The following is a 15,168-nucleotide window of genomic DNA, read 5'->3' on the forward strand; positions in this document are numbered from 1 at the left end:
TGGCCTGGCGTCAGCATGCCGCGATTCAGTCGCGCGGGCAGCATTTCCCAGTTGACAAAACTATAGGAACACCCCCCACGCGGGCGGGAGGGCGCGCAGGCGCGGCGAGCGCCTAGCGCGCGAACTCCCGTAAGAGCGCGTCTTCCACTTCCCGAAGCGAAAGGGCCCCACCTCCCTCGGCGGGACGGGTGACCACGATGCAGCGCGCTCCCACGTCGCGCACGGCGGCGAGCTTCTCGGCCGTGCCGCCTACGGTTCCCGAGTCCTTGGTCACAAGCCACTGGGCGCCCACCTGCCGAAGCATCGCCTCGTTGAGCTCGCGGGTGAAGGGCCCCTGCATGCCAATGACGTGCGACGGCGAAAACCCCGCGTCGATGCACTTCGTTATAGCACCGGGCAGCGGGAGCACACGCACGAAGAAGCGCTCCGCGAAATCGGTGACGCGCGTGTAGGGAGCAAGCTCCTTGCTTCCCGTCGTGAGAAGCGCGCGACCCGGGTTCTCGGAGAGAAAGCGCGCCGCGCAGGCGATCGACGCGACCGACACGACGCCTTTGGGTAGCGCCTCGACCGGGCGCGCAAGGCGCAGGCATCGTGCACCCACGGCGAGCGAAGCGGCCCGGATGTTGCCGCTTGCGAGCGTAGCGAAGGGATGTGTGGCGTCGACGACGATGCGCGCGCCGGAAAGCTCGCGCTCCATGTCGGCCTCGTCGAGCCTGCCCGCATGCACCTCGATGCCCGGAAGCTCACCCAAAAGCTCGCCTCCGTACTCGGTTGCCGCGTAGGCACGGGCGGGGATGCCCGCCCCGCTCGCCCATTCGCACAGAAGGCGGCCCTCGGTGGTGCCGGCGAAGATGCGCAGCGCCGGCGCGGATGCGGGCGCCGTCACTTCGGGCCGCCTGGGCGCGTGATCTCGTAGAGCAGCGCGTTCATAATGGCGGCCGCCACGGTCGAGCCGCCCTTGCGACCCCTCGCGACGATGGCCGGCACGCGTCGCGCGAGTAGCTCCTCTTTCGCCTCGACCACGTTCACAAACCCAACCGGCACCCCAACGACGAGCGCGGGCGAGATCTTCCCCGCGTCCATGAGCTCGGCGAGGCGCAGAAGTGCTGTGGGAGCGTTGCCGACGGCCACGATGAGCGGACCCTCGATACCGCAAGCTTTGTCCATGCTCGCAACGGCGCGAGTCGTGCCCGCGGCGCGCGCCGTTGCGGCGACATCCGGGTCGGCCATGTAGCACACGGCCTGGCAGCCGATTTTCGCGAGCGCGGGCTTGCTTATGCCTGCGAGCGCCATGTTCGTGTCTGTGAGCACCGTGGCCCCTGCGCGCAGTGCGTCGAGCGCACAGTGCGCGGCGTCATGGGTGAACACGAGGGAATCGGCGTACGAGAAGTCAGCAGTGGTGTGGATGACGCGCTTCACGACGGGCTCTTCGAGCGGCGGGAACGTGCGGCCGCCGAGCTCTTCGGTGATGATCTCAAAGCTGCGCCGCTCGATGTCGCCGGGCGCCATCTCCTTGGAATCCATCTAGTACTCCACTCCTTCCCTTGCACATATCCCCTGCTCGTAGGGGTGTTTCTCGCACCGCATCTCGGTTATGTAGTCGGCCTTCTCCACGATCTTGCGGGAAGGCGCGCGCCCGGTGAGCGCTACTTCGACGCCGCGCGCGGACATATCGAGCGCGCGGTCCACGAGCGCCTCGTCGACAAGCCCCTTCGAAAGCGCGTCGAGCGCCTCGTCGAGCACGAGCAGCCCCTCCTGCGCGCCCTCGAGCTCGGCGAGCGCGGAAGCGAGGTTCCCATCGTGCAGCTCGCGCGTCGCGGCAAGTTCTTCCGACGTCATGGACCAGGTAAACTTGTCCGACGCCTTCCCCGCGAACACGGGCACGCCGAAATGCTCGGCGAGTAGGCGCGCTTCCCCGCTTTCGCCGTCTTTTAAGAACTGCACGACGACGACGCGGCGGCCTGCGGCGAGCATGCGAAGGGCGAGGCCCATCGCCGCCGTGGTCTTGCCTTTGCCGTCGCCATGATACACGTGGATCATACGCCCTCCTCGATAATGCGGTAGACATACTCCATGTCGAGCGCCCCGCGCACGGAGTCGGCCAGGCGGTCGAACTCGCGCGCACGGTGATCGGCCGCGGACACCGCGCCCTCAGCACCCACGACGCTCTCGGGCAGGCCGCGCATGCGCGCGAGCGAGCGTGCGAGGGCGAGCGCCACCCCCGGTTCGTCGAACAGGCCGTGGAGATAGGTTCCGAACACGTTTCCGCAGGCCGCGCCTTCTGGTTTGCCGCCAATCGTGCCCGCAGGGGCGCAGAAGACGGTCGTTACGCCGTCGTGAATCTCGTACCCGCGCGCCGTCATGCCGTTCCACACCGAGAACGCGCCTTGGGCGCCCGTGATGCGCAGCTCCGACTGGGCGAGGCGCTTTTCCTCCTTGAACACCGTACTTGCAGGGATGAGCCCGAGCCCGCGCGCGGTGTCAGCGCCTTCCCTGCCATGCGGGTCGGAAAGCTCGTCTCCCAAAAGCTGGTAGCCTCCGCATATGCCGAGCACCGGCGTGCCCGCGCCCGAAAGCGCGCGTACACAGGCTCCGATGCCGCTAGCCGCAAGCCAGCGCGCGTCGTCGAGCGTGGTCTTCGAGCCGGGGAGCACCACCAGGTCGGGTCGGCCCAGATCGGTCGTCGAGGAAACGTAGCGCACGCCCACGCCGGGCACGCGCGAAAGCGGGTCGAAGTCGGTGAAGTTCGACAGATGCGGAAGGCGCACGACGGCGACGTCGATGACGCCGCGCGCCTCGCGGGCAGTTAGGCACGGCGCGAGCGAGTCCTCGTCGTCCAGGTCGAGCGTAAGATACGGCACGACCCCCACGACGGGAACCCCGCACATCTTCTCGAGCGGAGCCAAACCCGGGCGCAGGATTTCCACATCGCCGCGGAACTTGTTTACCACAAGCCCCCGCAAAAGCGCGCGATCCTCGGGCGCAAGGAGCGCGACCGTGCCGTAGAGCTGGGCAAACACCCCGCCTGGGTCGATGTCGCCCGCGAGCAGCACGGGGGAGGACACGGCGCGCGCGAGCCCCATGTTGACGATGTCGTTTTCGGCAAGGTTGATTTCGACGGGGCTGCCGGCGCCCTCGATGACGATGACGTCGTTTTCCTCCGCGAGCGAATCGAACGCCTCCAAAATCTGCGGCATGAGCGCCTTCTTTCGCGCGAAGTAGTCCCTCGCGGCGAAGGCTCCCTGCGCCTTGCCGGCCACGATGAGCTGGCTTCGGTGATCGCTTTCGGGCTTGAGCAGGATGGGGTTCATGCGCACGTCGGGCGCGATGCCGCACGCCTCGGCCTGCATGATCTGAGCGCGCCCCATCTCGAGCCCGTCGGCCGTGACACCGCTGTTGAGCGCCATGTTCTGGCTCTTGAAGGGAGCCACGCGCAGGCCGTCCTGCGAAAGCACACGGCACAGCCCCGCCGCAAGCAGGCTCTTCCCCGCGTTCGACATGGTGCCCTGGATCATGATGGGCTTCGCCCTACCCACGGGTATCGACCTCCTTCGCCGAGCCTCGGCCATCCGCGCCCGCCATAGCGCCGCTGCAAGAAGCGCCGCCCCGTTCGTCGGGTTCGCCTTCGCCCGATGCACCTTCCGCCCGAAGCGCGCGGCTGAACGCCATCGCAAGCCGGGCATTCTCCTTGTGCGTGCGCACGGCGACGCGGCACCAGAAACGGGACAGTATCGAAAACGAGTCGCACGTGCGGACCAAAACCCCCTGTTTATACAGGCGCTCGGGGATGTCTTTCGCCGGCGTGCAGACTAAAAGGAAGTTCGCATCCGACGGCACGACGGAAAGCCCGAGCGAGGAGAGCTCGTGGGAAAGCCACGCTCGCTCGCCCGCCAATACATCGCGCGTGCGCGAGACGTATTCGACGTCTTCCAGGGCGGCGATGCCCGCGGCCTCGGCGACCGAGGAGACGGGCCACGCCTGCCCCGCCCGACGAATCCCCTCGATGAGTTGGGCGTTTCCGCTGATCAGATACCCCAACCGCAACCCTGCCATTCCGTAGAGCTTGGTGAACGCGGAGAGCACGGCCACATGGTGCGAACACGCGGCGCGTGCGGCCACGCTCCTTTCGCGGGCGTCGGGCGCAAATCCGAGGAAGCACTCGTCCACGACGAGCAGCGCGCCCACCTGCTCGCAGCGGCAAGCCGCGGCATCGATCACGCGGGGGTCGACGAGGCGCCCCGTCGGGTTGTTCGGATTGCAGAGGTACGCCACGTCTCCCGGCCCCTCGATCGCGCGGGCGAAGGAGGCGGGCACGTCGAAGTCATCCGCTTCGGAGAGCGGGAACTCCTGCACGCATGCGCCGTAGTACGATGCCGCCTCCGCATATTCAGAGAACGTCGGCGCACACACGACGATGCGTTTCGGGTGCACCGCCGCGGCGAGCCGCCAGATGATGTCGGACGCGCCCGCGCCGCAAACGATAGTATCTTCGGGAATGCCCTGGGTGTGCGCTAGGGCACGAACGAGAGCGAGGCTTTCCCTATCGGGGTAGGCGTCGATTCGAGAAAGCGCCTTGCAAGCTGCGGCGACGGCGCGCGGCGATGGGCCTGCCGGATTCACGTTCACCGAGAAGTCAATGAGGTCGGATGCGCCCCCTTCGCAAGCGATGCCGAGCGATTGCGAGCTGCCCCCATGCGTACGGGCGCGCAGGATTCCCCCGGCAGCCCGGGGCGCGGCGTGGTCTTCCCTCATACCATCGCCCCCACGGCGAGCACGACCGCCGCGTGCGCGGCGCCGAAGACGACGAGCGCGCATACGGACGCGGCGAGCATGAGCCTTGTCGCCCGGGCGATGTCGCCCCACTCGATTTCGCGGGACGCGTCGCCTATCGTCGGTTTCTCAACGAGCTTGCCGAAATACACCGCGGGTCCTGCCAGGCGCAGCCCGAGCGCGCCCGCGCACGCTGACTCGGTCTGCGCCGCGTTCGGGCTCGCATGGCGACGCCTGTCGCGGCGCCAGATGCGCGCCGCCCCGCACGCGTCGAGCCCGACGATCGGGCACACGGCGATCATGAACAGGGCCGATAAGCGCGAGGGAATCCAGTTCACCGCATCGTCGAGGCGCGCCGAGGCACAGCCGAAGTCGATGTAGCGCTCGTTTTTGTAGCCCACCATGCTGTCGAGCGTGTTCACCGCCTTGTACGCCATGCCCAAGGGCGCACCCCCGATCATAAGGTAGAACAGCGGCGCGATGACGCCGTCGCTCGCGTTCTCCGCCACCGTTTCCACAGCGGCGCGCGCGACGCCCTGCTCGTCGAGAACAGACGTGTCGCGTCCCACGATGAGCCCGACGGCTTCGCGCGCCGCGACAAGGCCGCCCTTCGAGAACGCGCGGGCCACGGCCAGGCTCTGGCGGCGCAGCTCGCATGCCGCGAGAATCTGATAGCTCGCCCATGCCTCGGCCACGAAGCGCAAGCCGGAGTGAACCATGCCGCAAAGATGCAGGATTCCCCAGGTCAAAAGTCCACACGCAAGCGGAAGCGCCACGGCGAGCACAAGCCCTGCGGCGCGCGTGCCCGCGGACGTTTGCGGGAATGCGCCCCGCAGGCGGCCTTCGGCCCACATGATCGCGCGCCCCATGGCGACGACGGGATGGGGAAGCCAGCGCGGGTCGCCGAAGGCAAGGTCGGCCGCGAACCCGGCGGCGACGGCAAGAATCGTCATCACCGGGCATCGCCCCCCGAAGCGGGGCGAACGTCGCGAAGGCAGCGCCCATCCCAGGTGGCGGCCCATGCGCCGCCCGGCTCGGTATGCACGTCGAAGTATCCCATTTTCGGGACAGCCAGCTCGGAGAGCAGCGCTTTCACGGTACCCGCGTGAACGACGAAGACGGCGCGCCCACTCCCCTGGGCGCGCTCCGATTCGCACGCCTCCCGAAACGCCGCGACGACGCGGCGGGTGAAATCGCTCCTGCCCTCGCCATGCGGGCAGCGCGTCTCACACCAGGAGTCTACCCAGGCGCGGTAACGCGCATCCTCTTTAAGTTCGGCGGCGCTTCGCCCCTCGAAGTCGCCGAAATCTATCTCGCGCAGACCGGGGCACGCCATAAGCTCCGCGTTCGGGAAGAGAATGCGCGCCGTCTGGTCGGTGCGGGCCATGCCGCTCGTGATAACACGGAACACGTCACGATCGCACGCGAGGTCGCGCAAAGCGCGCTCGCCCGCGCTCGACAGGGGCTCGTCGGTGCCCGCCCCGCTGTAGCGATGGTCTTCCGTGCCCGCCGTGGCACCATGGCGCACGAAGACGACTTCCAAAGGCGCGCCCGCGCCCTGCGTCCCTCGAGGCGCATCGGTAAGGTTTCCTTTGATGACCTGGGGAATCCCGCACGTCATGCGCACGACGACGTCGGCGCGCGCAGCGAGCGCGCATCCCAGGCGCCCCGCGCGCTCGCGCCATTGGGCGTCTTCCGCACGCATGGGGACGACCCCCGAGCCGACCAAGGGCAGAATCACTGCGTCGAAGCCGATCAGCCGCTCGAGCGCCCGGTCAGCGTCGAGCGCGCGTACGAGTTCCTCAGCACGGTACGCGACACGGCCGGCAAAAGCCGCGGGCACGCCGCCCTCCGCAAGCTGCGCCGCGTCGACGAAATCGTCCGCCGCGAACCCGAGCTTTTCGCGCACGAAGGTCCTCTTCCCCGAATGCGCGCCACCTACCACGAGAATCATAGGAGCATGCCCCCCGCCACCAGCATGGCAAGCATCGCGAGCTCGGCCCATTGCAGAAACCATCCGGCCAAATCACCCGTCACCCCGCCGAAGCGGGACAGGGCAACATGGCGGTACCACGCGAGCGCCAAAAGCCCCGCCACCGCCATAAGGGCGCCGACGACCTGAGCGCACGCGACCATCCCTGCAGCCGAAGCCGCAGCGAAAGCGCAAAGCGGCACGACGATCGCCGCGCGCTTCTTCGCAGGCGAGAGACCCGCGGCCATGCCGTCCGCCCGCGCGGCAGGCCAGCATTCTACGGCGAGCCCCGAAAGCGCGCGGGAGAACACGAGCGAGCATAAAAGCGCGAGGAACGCCCCCGCCGTAAGCGGCAGCGCGGTGAACAGGGAAAACTGCAGAATAAGGTACATGACAACACCAATGACCCCGAAGGCGCCCGCCCGCGGGTCGTGCATGATCTCGAGCTTTCGCTCGCGCGGGGCCCAACTTGCAAGCGCATCGGAGGTGTCGCAGAGCCCGTCTAGGTGGATGCCTCCCGTCACCGCCACAGGCAGCGCCACGAGCACGGCCGCGACGATGGTCGCAGGCACGCCGAGCAGGTTCGCCACGTGCCCCCACGCCGTCATGAGGAAGCCTTCCGCAAGGCCCACCAGGGGAAACGCGGCAAGCGCGTGGGTTGACCCGAAATCGGTCCAGGCCGATTTCGGGACGGGGATGCGCGAGAACGTTCCGAACGCCGCGCCGATTGCCTCTGCTATCTTCACCTTGTAGGTCCTTCGCCTTTCATCCACACGGGAATCCCGCATACCACTTCGACTGCGCGGTCGGCCAGCGCCGCCACGCCCGCGTTCACGCGCGCGAGCGCGCGCCTCCATGCCTCGGTCCCCTCATCGTAGCGCATCCCATCGGCGAACACGTCGACGGTGACCACCACCGTATACGCAGCGGCCTGAGCGAGCCATTCGATGCCTCCGAGCACCTCGCGCGCCGCAGCGTCGGGGTCACGTGGGGACAAGCCGCCTTCCGCGAAGAGCTCGTTCGCAACCAGGTTGCCCACGTCCTCCAAAAGAAGCGTGCAGCCGCGCGGAAGCCCGGGCGCTGCGGCGCCCACGTCACGCGTGCGCTCGAGGGTGGAAAACCCCTTACCCTCGCGCAGTGCCCGATGGCGCGCGATGCGGCGGGCGCCCTCTTCCCCGAAGGGCTCCATCGTTGCCAGGTACACGCGGGGGCCGTCGTGCCCGAGGCACAGGGACTCGGCGTAGGCGCTCTTGCCGCTCGCGGCGGCGCCGATGACAAGCGTCACCGTCATTTTCCGGCCTCGAAATGCTCGTAAGCATCCATACCAGTCGCCGTGAACGTCTTCCCATCCCGGTACACGCGCAGCGCCGAATCCAGAAGGGGCAGATACGCCATGGCGCCCGCGCCCTCGCCCAAGTGCATGCCTGCGTCGAGGGGTGCCTTTATGCCGAGCTCGCGAAGGAGCTCCTGGCTTGCGGGTTCGCTTGATGCGTGGGTGCCCACGAGGTAGCCCAGGGCGTTGGGGCACAGGCGCGCCGCGCACAGGGCCGCCGTGCAGGATATGACCCCGTCGAGGAGCGCCGGCGCCCTCGAGGCCGCGGCCCCCAGGTAGAAGCCGCACATCGCCGCGATGTCGAAGCCGCCCACCTTCGAGAGCACGTCGATCGGGTCGGCGGGATCGGGCGAGTTCGCGTCGATAGCGCGCTCGACCACGTCGCGCTTGCGCGCGAGTGAGGCGTCCGAGAGCCCCGCGCCGCGCCCGACGAGGCTCCGCGCGTCCGCCCGGATGAGCACTGCGGCTACCGCCGCCGAAGTGGTCGTGTTGCCGATGCCCATCTCGCCCGCGGCAAGAAGGCGCACGCCGGCGCGGGCAAGCCCGCACGCGACGGCGATTCCGACCTCGATCGCGCGCACGGCCCCATCGCGAGACATGGCGGAGCCGTGCGCGATGTTGCCGCTCCCCCGCCGCACGTTCGCGCGCACCATGCGCGCGTCTTCTATGCCCCGGGCCATACCCACGTCGACGGGCACGACCTCGGCACCCGCGAACGCCGCCATGCGGCAGGCGCTCGTGGCCCCCTCGCACATGTTGCGCGCGACGGCTCGCGTCACGTCTTGCCCGCTTTGCGCCACGCCTTCGGCAACGACCCCGTTGTCGGAGAAGAATACCGCGAGCGCACGGGGAAACTCGGCCACCTCGGCGCTCCCCTGAGCTGCGGCGATACATGCGACGGCGTCTTCAAGGTCGCCCAATCCCCCCAAGGGGTGCGCGATGGAGTCCCACGCGGCGTACGCGGCGGCGCGGGCGCACTCGTCTGCGGGCGCAATCCGGGAGAGCGCAGCTTCGAGCACGGCGCCCGGCGCCGACGAGAAAGCGCGCTCGACTTCCTCGCGGATGCAGGCAAGCGCGGTTTCGGTTGCTTCAGCCATGCCGTCTCCTCTCTGCGAACGACGCTGCGGCAGACGCGAACGCGCGCGCAACGTCGGGGTTCGCAGGATAGTACACATGCGGGAAGCCCGCAACCAGGGACGGGGCGGTCGTCATGCACGGCCAGCCCTTGTCGCGCCGGGGCTTCTGCGCCCAGAAGTCGCCGCCCGGGCAGGTGGACTGCCAGTAGTGGAACTCGTGCGCGCGGATGCGTGTGCCGCGCGGCCCGTAGAGCCCGTCGCGTTGAGAAGTGAGCACCACGTACCCGAAATGGGACAGCCTTCCCCCGTTCTCGCTTGCGCCCTCAAGGGCGCCCGCAACAGGCCAGCGCCGCCCCTCGCTATCGGCGATTTCGCGCTGCAGGTACAGAAACCCACCGCATTCGGCGACCGTCGGCATGCCGGATTCCACCGCGCGCCGCACCGCCTCGCGCATCGGCGCGTTCTCGGAGAGCTGCCGCGCATGGAGCTCCGGGTAGCCGCCTCCCAGATAGAGGGCGCTTGTCCCCCGGGGCAACTCGCTATCACACAGGGGGCTGAAAAAGGCCAGCTCGCAACCCAGGTCCTCGAGCGCGCGCAGGTTCTCCTCGTAGTAGAACGAGAACGCCTCGTCACGCGCGACGGCGACGATGGGCCGCGCTCCCGCGATCGGCTCCAACCGGTAAGGTTCCTCGCGGATATCGGGTGCCGTCGCCGCTATTTCGAGCAAGCGGTCGACGTCGACGCTCTTTTCCACCAGCTCGGTCATCTTATCGATGCGCGCGGAGAGCTGCTCGACCTCGCCGGCGGTCACAAGCCCCAGATGCCGGCTTTCGAGCGAGAACGCCTCGTCGGCGGGGATATTCCCCAAAACCGCGACGCCCGTGTGCTTCTCGATCGCAGGCGCTGCGTAGGCGCAGGCAGCGGCGCTCGTCTTGTTCAGCACGACGCCGCGCACGTTCGCACAAGGCAGGAACTCGGCGATGCCGCGGATTACGGCGGCGAGCGATAAAGACGCCCCGCGCCCGTTCACCACTAAAACGACCGGCGTTTCCGTGTCGCGCGCAACCTGGTAGCTGCTCGCATCGGACACGCCGGGCGCCATGCCGTCGTAGAAGCCCATGACCCCCTCGAGCACCGCGACATCCGCGCCCGCGGCGCCGCGTGCGAGCAGGGCGCGCAGCGTCGGGGCGTCGGTGAAGAAGCCGTCTAAGTTGCCCGAGCGCGCACCCACGACGCGGCGATGAAAGAGCGGATCAATGTAGTCGGGGCCGCATTTGAAGGCCGCGCATGCGAGGCCGCGGCGCGCGAGCGCGCGCAGGAGCGCGCACGTAACGACCGTCTTGCCGCCCCCGCTCGAGGGCGCAGCGACCATGAAGCGCGGGATGGTCGTGCTCATCGGACGCCGCCTTCCCCACCTGCACCACGCGCGCTGACGAGGAACACGGGGTTTTGCGCCTTCATAAGATGGTGCGAGCCTACAGCCTCGGCGCGGGCGGCCGACACCTGGCACGCCTCGAACCCCTTAAAGCGCGAACCCGAGAGGAGCGCGCACGCCTCGGTGAGCGTCTCAACGGTGACGCATGGCACGCACAGGCGAACCTGCGAGTTCTTCTCGAGCGCCGCCTCCACGATAGAGGGAAGCTCGCCCGCGCTCCCGCCGACGAACACGGCGTCGGGGACGGGCAGATTCGCGAGCGCTTCGGGGGCGACACCGGGGACCGCATGCACGTTGCCGCACCCGAATGCATCCGCGTTCTCTCGGATGAGCCGCACGCCGGCCGCGTTGCGCTCGACCGCCCATACCGACCCCGCTCGCGCGACGAGCGCCGCCTCGATCGACACGCTCCCCGTGCCGGCTCCGACGTCCCACACGGTGTCGGTAGCGGTAAGGCGCAGCTTCGCGAGCGCGACGGCGCGCACCTCCTGCTTGGTCATGGGAACGTCGCCGCGGATGAAGAGCTCGTCGGGAATGCCCGAGGAAGCGTACGGCCAACGGGAGCTCACGGCGCGGGATGCGCCCGCAGGGTCCGCCGCGGAAGAAGCCGCCGCGGGCGATGACGCGCCGGCCGGCGCCTCGGAGGCTGCGCTAGAGCCCGCAGGCGACCCGGCGCCGCCTGCGAACTCGATAAGCATCACGTTCAAGTCGTCGAACGTCTGACCTGCGATTTCACTTGCGGTCGCGCAGGTGATGCGCTCGTCGGGGTACGACAGGCGCTCGGCCACCGTCACGCGCGCGTCCCCGAAGCCCGCCTGCACAAGCTCGCCCGAAAGCCGCGAGGGGTCTTCCCCGCCCGACGTGGCGAGGAAGAGCTCGCCCGAGCGCTCGGCCTCGGCCACGATGTCGCACGCCACGCCGTGAGCGCTCGCGAAGCGCCAATCCTGCCATGGACGCGCGAGACGCGCGGCGAGATAAGACGCTGAGCTTATGCCGGGAATGACGCGCACGTCCACCTGCGCATCGCCGGAGAGCGCCTCCACCAGGCGGCGCGCGCCGCTGAACAGCCCCACATCGCCCGTCATCACGACCACGGCGCGCCGCCACGACGCCGCATCGGTGAGCGCGGCGACGATGTCCGCCGTCTTCACGAGCTCGCATCTCACCACGTCGGGCGGCACGTCGATGCCGGCAAGCGCGCGATGAGCGCCGATGACCAAGTCGGCGAAGTCGATAGCGTCGAGTGCCGCGCGCGAGAGCAAGTCGGGGTTTCCGGGCCCCGCCCCGATGATCGTTACCTTTCGCATGGAATCTCCCGATACCCGCGCGGCGTGACCATACGGCCGCCTACGAGCTTCGTGTTCGCGTTGCCGACGAACACGGTGGTGAACATGTCGGCGTCGATCTCCCCCAGCTCAGAGAGCCTGCACATGCCCGACTGCTGCCCCTCGCGCCCGATATTGCGTACCCAGCCGCAGAGCGTGTCGGGGGCCTTCCATTCGAGCATAATCTTCGCCGCGCGTGAGAGCCTGTCGGCGCGCTTTCTGCTGCGCGGGTTGTACAAACAGATGCAGAAGTCGGCGCTCGCCACGGCGGCGAGCCTGCGCTCGATGACCTCCCATGGCGTGAGCAGGTCGGAGAGCGACACGACCGCGAAATCGTGGGCAAGCGGGGCGCCGAGCACCGCCGACCCGCTCTGAGCCGCGGTGGCCCCGGTGATAACTTCCACGTCTACATCGGGGTAGTCCTCCGCAAGCTCCAGCACGGGGCTCGCCATGCCGTACACGCCCGCGTCACCGCTGCACACGAGCGCCACGGCTTCTCCGCTCTGCGCGCGCGAAAGCGCCAGGCGGCACCGTTCGACCTCGTGCATCATCGGCGTCGCGAGATGCGCCGCGTCGGGCACGGCGGCGAGCGCGAGCTCCACGTATTTCGTGTACCCCACAACGATGTCGGCCGCCTCGAGCGCGCGCCGGGCCGCAATCGTCATGCCGTCGGGGTCGCCCGGGCCGATCCCCACCACGAAGAGCTTTCCCATCACCGCTCCTTAAACGAAAGTTCGATAGTTACCTTGGAAAACGCGACGGTCACGCCGCCGTGAGCGAGCTTCGGGAAGATAAGTTTGCCCCCGTCCGCGAGCGCCGCGCGCTCGCACACGTTGTCGACCCCCACCGTCGCACGCACGAAATCAGATGGCGAAACGCTGCCTTCGACCTGCGACAACTCCTCTGCGGAATACGTCGCAAGCGGGATATTGCGCGCGCGGCAGAAGGCGAGCAGACCCTCCTCGTGCGCCTTCACGTCGATCGTCGCCGCCTCGCGCACGGCCGAAGGCGAGATGCCCGCCTGCCCGCACGCGAGAAGAAACGCCTCCCCGATGGCTTCGGCACACGAACCGCGACGGCACCCTATGCCCGCAACGATGCAGGGCACGACAAGGCGAAGCGGCTCGGGCGCAGGCGCCTGCGCCCGCACGCCCGCCGGCTTCCACGTCTCACCGGCGGACACGACCTCGCCCGTTGTCTCCGACGCGCGAACGGACGCACCTGCATTCGCGCCAGCGAACGGCGACACGACGATATCGGCCCGAGCGCGGTCGGACGCAATGTCAACCCCCTCAGGTGGCTGTCCCAAAATCGGCATGTCGGAATAGAGCGCCACGCGCCCGCCCGAAAGCAGCCGCGCCGACACTCGCTTGATGGCCTCGGGATTCGAAACGGCGAGCCCCGCACAGCGCGCCCACGTATCCACCGCCCACACGCCGCGGACGTCGGTCGCCGTGGTGATGACGGGGATGGCCCCTGCCGCGCGTGCCACAGTTTGCGCAAGCTCGTTCGCACCGCCCAAATGCCCCGACAAAAGCGGGACGGCAAAGCGCCCCGCCTCGTCAATCACCACAACCGCGGAATCGGTTGCCTTCGAGGCGACATGCGGCGCGATCGCCCGCACGGCGATGCCCGCCGCGCCCACGAACAGAAGCGCGTCCGACGCTTCCCACGCGAGCGCCGTCCATGTGCGCAGGTCGGCCTTCCCCTCGCCGAACCCGCGCGAAACGGAAACGTCCCAGCCAGGGTCATCTTCACCTGTCTGCGCGCAATCGGAAAGCGCGCGTGCGGTGCGCTCCGCCAACGCATACCCCCTCTCAGTGAACGCTATGCAGGAAACCCTCATCTAGCGCACCACCATCGTCGAGAAGTAGCTGCCCCGATCGGGCACATCATCGAGCGAGCGGTACACGCGCTCGCCCGGAAGCCCACAGTCCTCTACGAGCTCGGCACCGTCAAAGGCGCCCTCCTCGCGAAGGATGCGTTTCGTGTCCGCAAGCGAGCGGCGCGCCTTCATGACCACCTTCGTCCCCGGCCAGCCGATTGCGCGGCGCACCCCGTACAGAACGCCTTTACTCATACGTCGCCCCCAATTCCCCGATAACTGCATCGGCGCCCGACGTGCGGAAAAGCTCGCGGCGCTCGGCGTCGAACACGACCGCGGCGATGTCGCATGCGCCCGCCGCGCGGCGGCGCAACCTGTCCTCGATTGCCGCAGCGAGCGAGGCGCGCGCTGCGTCCCCCGCGCCGGCGGCCTCGATTACCTCGAGCGCCGCCGTGGTCGTGACCGACGACATGATCTCGCGCACGGTCTTCGCGCCCGCGCCGGCCATGGCCGCGTGGGCGGCCAGAATCTCCGCGCGGCAGTCGGCGGTACGCGAATGGGTGTCCATGATGCCGCCCGCGACCTTCACCAGCTTGCCGATGTGTCCCACAAGAAGGACATTGGTAAATCCCTCGCGAACGCAGCAATCAATCGCATCGCCCACAAAGTTGGAGATGAAGACCACCGGCGCACCGTTTAGGTGAAAATGCCCCGAGATGAACTGCCCGCCGTAGTTGCCGGGCGTGAGCACGACTCCGCGCCGCCCCATAGCCGCATGCTGCCGGATCTCGAGCTCGATGCTGTCGCGCAAGGCAGCGAGGCTGCGCGGCTCGACGATGCCCGTCGTACCCAGGATGGAGATGCCGTCCTCTATCCCCAGGTGCGGGTTAAAGGTCTTTTCGGCAAGGGCAACACCCTCGGGTACCGAAATCGTGACAGCAATATTTCCAGAAAAGCCGTGCGCGGCACACACCTCGCGCACCGCCGAAGTGATCATCGCGCGCGGCGTCGCGTTGATGGCGGCCGCCCCCACCGGCTGCTCGAGCCCGGGCAACGTCACGCGCCCCACGCCCACGCCGCCATCGACGGAAACTTCCGATTCGTGCGCGGGCACGTCCTTGCTGCCCGCAGCACCCGTGCCCGAACCCGCATGTTCCACGCGCGCGTACACGAGCACGCCGTCGGTCACATCGGCATCGTCGCCTGCGTCCTTTCGCACGGCGCACTGGGCGCACCCCTCGCCGATGCATGCGTCGACCACGTTCGCCTCGACGGGCAGCCCACCGGGGGTGACGATCGAAACGAGGCCGACGGGCTTTCGTGACAAGAGCATCCCGCAGGCCGCCTTCGCCGCGAGCGCGGCGCAGCTCCCCGTGGTGTAGCCGCAGCGCAGGCGGGTCGTCCCGGTATATATGTAGTGCTCGAAGGCCAC

The 15,168-nt window shown here is 68.4% G+C and carries 16 protein-coding genes; all 16 read right to left on the reverse strand.

Annotation, left to right across the window (positions count from 1 at the left end):
- Window positions 1–112: 112 nt before the first annotated feature.
- The 16 genes from cobK to cbiD are packed head-to-tail and all read right to left on the reverse strand — an operon-like array spanning window position 113 to window position 15,168.
- Window positions 113–886, reverse strand: coding sequence for a precorrin-6A reductase (gene cobK / locus AB5Z20_RS00005; protein ID WP_368155696.1), 774 nt, complete (start codon window positions 884–886; stop codon window positions 113–115).
- Window positions 883–1,524, reverse strand: coding sequence for a precorrin-8X methylmutase (locus AB5Z20_RS00010; protein WP_055286486.1), 642 nt, complete (start codon window positions 1,522–1,524; stop codon window positions 883–885). The genes cobK and AB5Z20_RS00010 overlap by 4 nt, the downstream gene beginning before the upstream one ends.
- Window positions 1,525–2,040, reverse strand: coding sequence for a cob(I)yrinic acid a,c-diamide adenosyltransferase (locus AB5Z20_RS00015; protein ID WP_035138235.1), 516 nt, complete (start codon window positions 2,038–2,040; stop codon window positions 1,525–1,527).
- Entirely contained in the window at window positions 2,037–3,536 is a 1,500-nt protein-coding gene (locus tag AB5Z20_RS00020) for a cobyric acid synthase (RefSeq protein WP_368155698.1), read from the reverse strand. The genes AB5Z20_RS00015 and AB5Z20_RS00020 overlap by 4 nt, the downstream gene beginning before the upstream one ends.
- Window positions 3,529–4,752, reverse strand: a complete 1,224-nt coding sequence (locus AB5Z20_RS00025) for a histidinol-phosphate transaminase (protein ID WP_368155699.1) — start codon at window positions 4,750–4,752, stop codon at window positions 3,529–3,531. The genes AB5Z20_RS00020 and AB5Z20_RS00025 overlap by 8 nt, the downstream gene beginning before the upstream one ends.
- The gene (cbiB, locus tag AB5Z20_RS00030; protein WP_368155701.1) at window positions 4,749–5,723 is read right to left on the reverse strand and encodes an adenosylcobinamide-phosphate synthase CbiB; all 975 of its coding nucleotides are present in this window, start codon (window positions 5,721–5,723) and stop codon (window positions 4,749–4,751) included. The genes AB5Z20_RS00025 and cbiB overlap by 4 nt, the downstream gene beginning before the upstream one ends.
- Window positions 5,723–6,724, reverse strand: coding sequence for a histidine phosphatase family protein (locus tag AB5Z20_RS00035; protein WP_368155703.1), 1,002 nt, complete (start codon window positions 6,722–6,724; stop codon window positions 5,723–5,725). Before AB5Z20_RS00035 ends, cbiB begins: the two co-directional genes overlap by 1 nt.
- Entirely contained in the window at window positions 6,721–7,488 is a 768-nt protein-coding gene (locus AB5Z20_RS00040; protein WP_368155705.1) for an adenosylcobinamide-GDP ribazoletransferase, read from the reverse strand. The genes AB5Z20_RS00035 and AB5Z20_RS00040 overlap by 4 nt, the downstream gene beginning before the upstream one ends.
- On the reverse strand, window positions 7,485–8,033 hold the full coding sequence (locus AB5Z20_RS00045) for a bifunctional adenosylcobinamide kinase/adenosylcobinamide-phosphate guanylyltransferase (protein WP_368155706.1): 549 nt from the start codon (window positions 8,031–8,033) through the stop codon (window positions 7,485–7,487). Before AB5Z20_RS00045 ends, AB5Z20_RS00040 begins: the two co-directional genes overlap by 4 nt.
- Window positions 8,030–9,172, reverse strand: a complete 1,143-nt coding sequence (locus AB5Z20_RS00050; protein WP_368155707.1) for a nicotinate-nucleotide--dimethylbenzimidazole phosphoribosyltransferase — start codon at window positions 9,170–9,172, stop codon at window positions 8,030–8,032. The genes AB5Z20_RS00045 and AB5Z20_RS00050 overlap by 4 nt, the downstream gene beginning before the upstream one ends.
- The gene (locus tag AB5Z20_RS00055) at window positions 9,165–10,547 is read right to left on the reverse strand and encodes a cobyrinate a,c-diamide synthase (protein ID WP_368155709.1); all 1,383 of its coding nucleotides are present in this window, start codon (window positions 10,545–10,547) and stop codon (window positions 9,165–9,167) included. The genes AB5Z20_RS00050 and AB5Z20_RS00055 overlap by 8 nt, the downstream gene beginning before the upstream one ends.
- Window positions 10,544–11,893, reverse strand: a complete 1,350-nt coding sequence (gene cbiE / locus AB5Z20_RS00060; protein ID WP_368155711.1) for a precorrin-6y C5,15-methyltransferase (decarboxylating) subunit CbiE — start codon at window positions 11,891–11,893, stop codon at window positions 10,544–10,546. The genes AB5Z20_RS00055 and cbiE overlap by 4 nt, the downstream gene beginning before the upstream one ends.
- A complete protein-coding gene (gene cobJ, locus AB5Z20_RS00065) occupies window positions 11,881–12,624 on the reverse strand; it encodes a precorrin-3B C(17)-methyltransferase (protein ID WP_368155713.1) in 744 nt (247 codons plus the stop codon). The genes cbiE and cobJ overlap by 13 nt, the downstream gene beginning before the upstream one ends.
- Window positions 12,624–13,757, reverse strand: a complete 1,134-nt coding sequence (locus tag AB5Z20_RS00070; protein WP_368155715.1) for a cobalt-precorrin 5A hydrolase — start codon at window positions 13,755–13,757, stop codon at window positions 12,624–12,626. The genes cobJ and AB5Z20_RS00070 overlap by 1 nt, the downstream gene beginning before the upstream one ends.
- The gene (locus AB5Z20_RS00075; RefSeq protein ID WP_195568111.1) at window positions 13,758–13,991 is read right to left on the reverse strand and encodes a hypothetical protein; all 234 of its coding nucleotides are present in this window, start codon (window positions 13,989–13,991) and stop codon (window positions 13,758–13,760) included.
- Entirely contained in the window at window positions 13,984–15,168 is a 1,185-nt protein-coding gene (cbiD, locus tag AB5Z20_RS00080) for a cobalt-precorrin-5B (C(1))-methyltransferase CbiD (RefSeq protein WP_368155878.1), read from the reverse strand. The genes AB5Z20_RS00075 and cbiD overlap by 8 nt, the downstream gene beginning before the upstream one ends.

This window comes from Collinsella aerofaciens, from assembly GCF_040910245.1.
Lineage (GTDB): Bacteria > Actinomycetota > Coriobacteriia > Coriobacteriales > Coriobacteriaceae > Collinsella.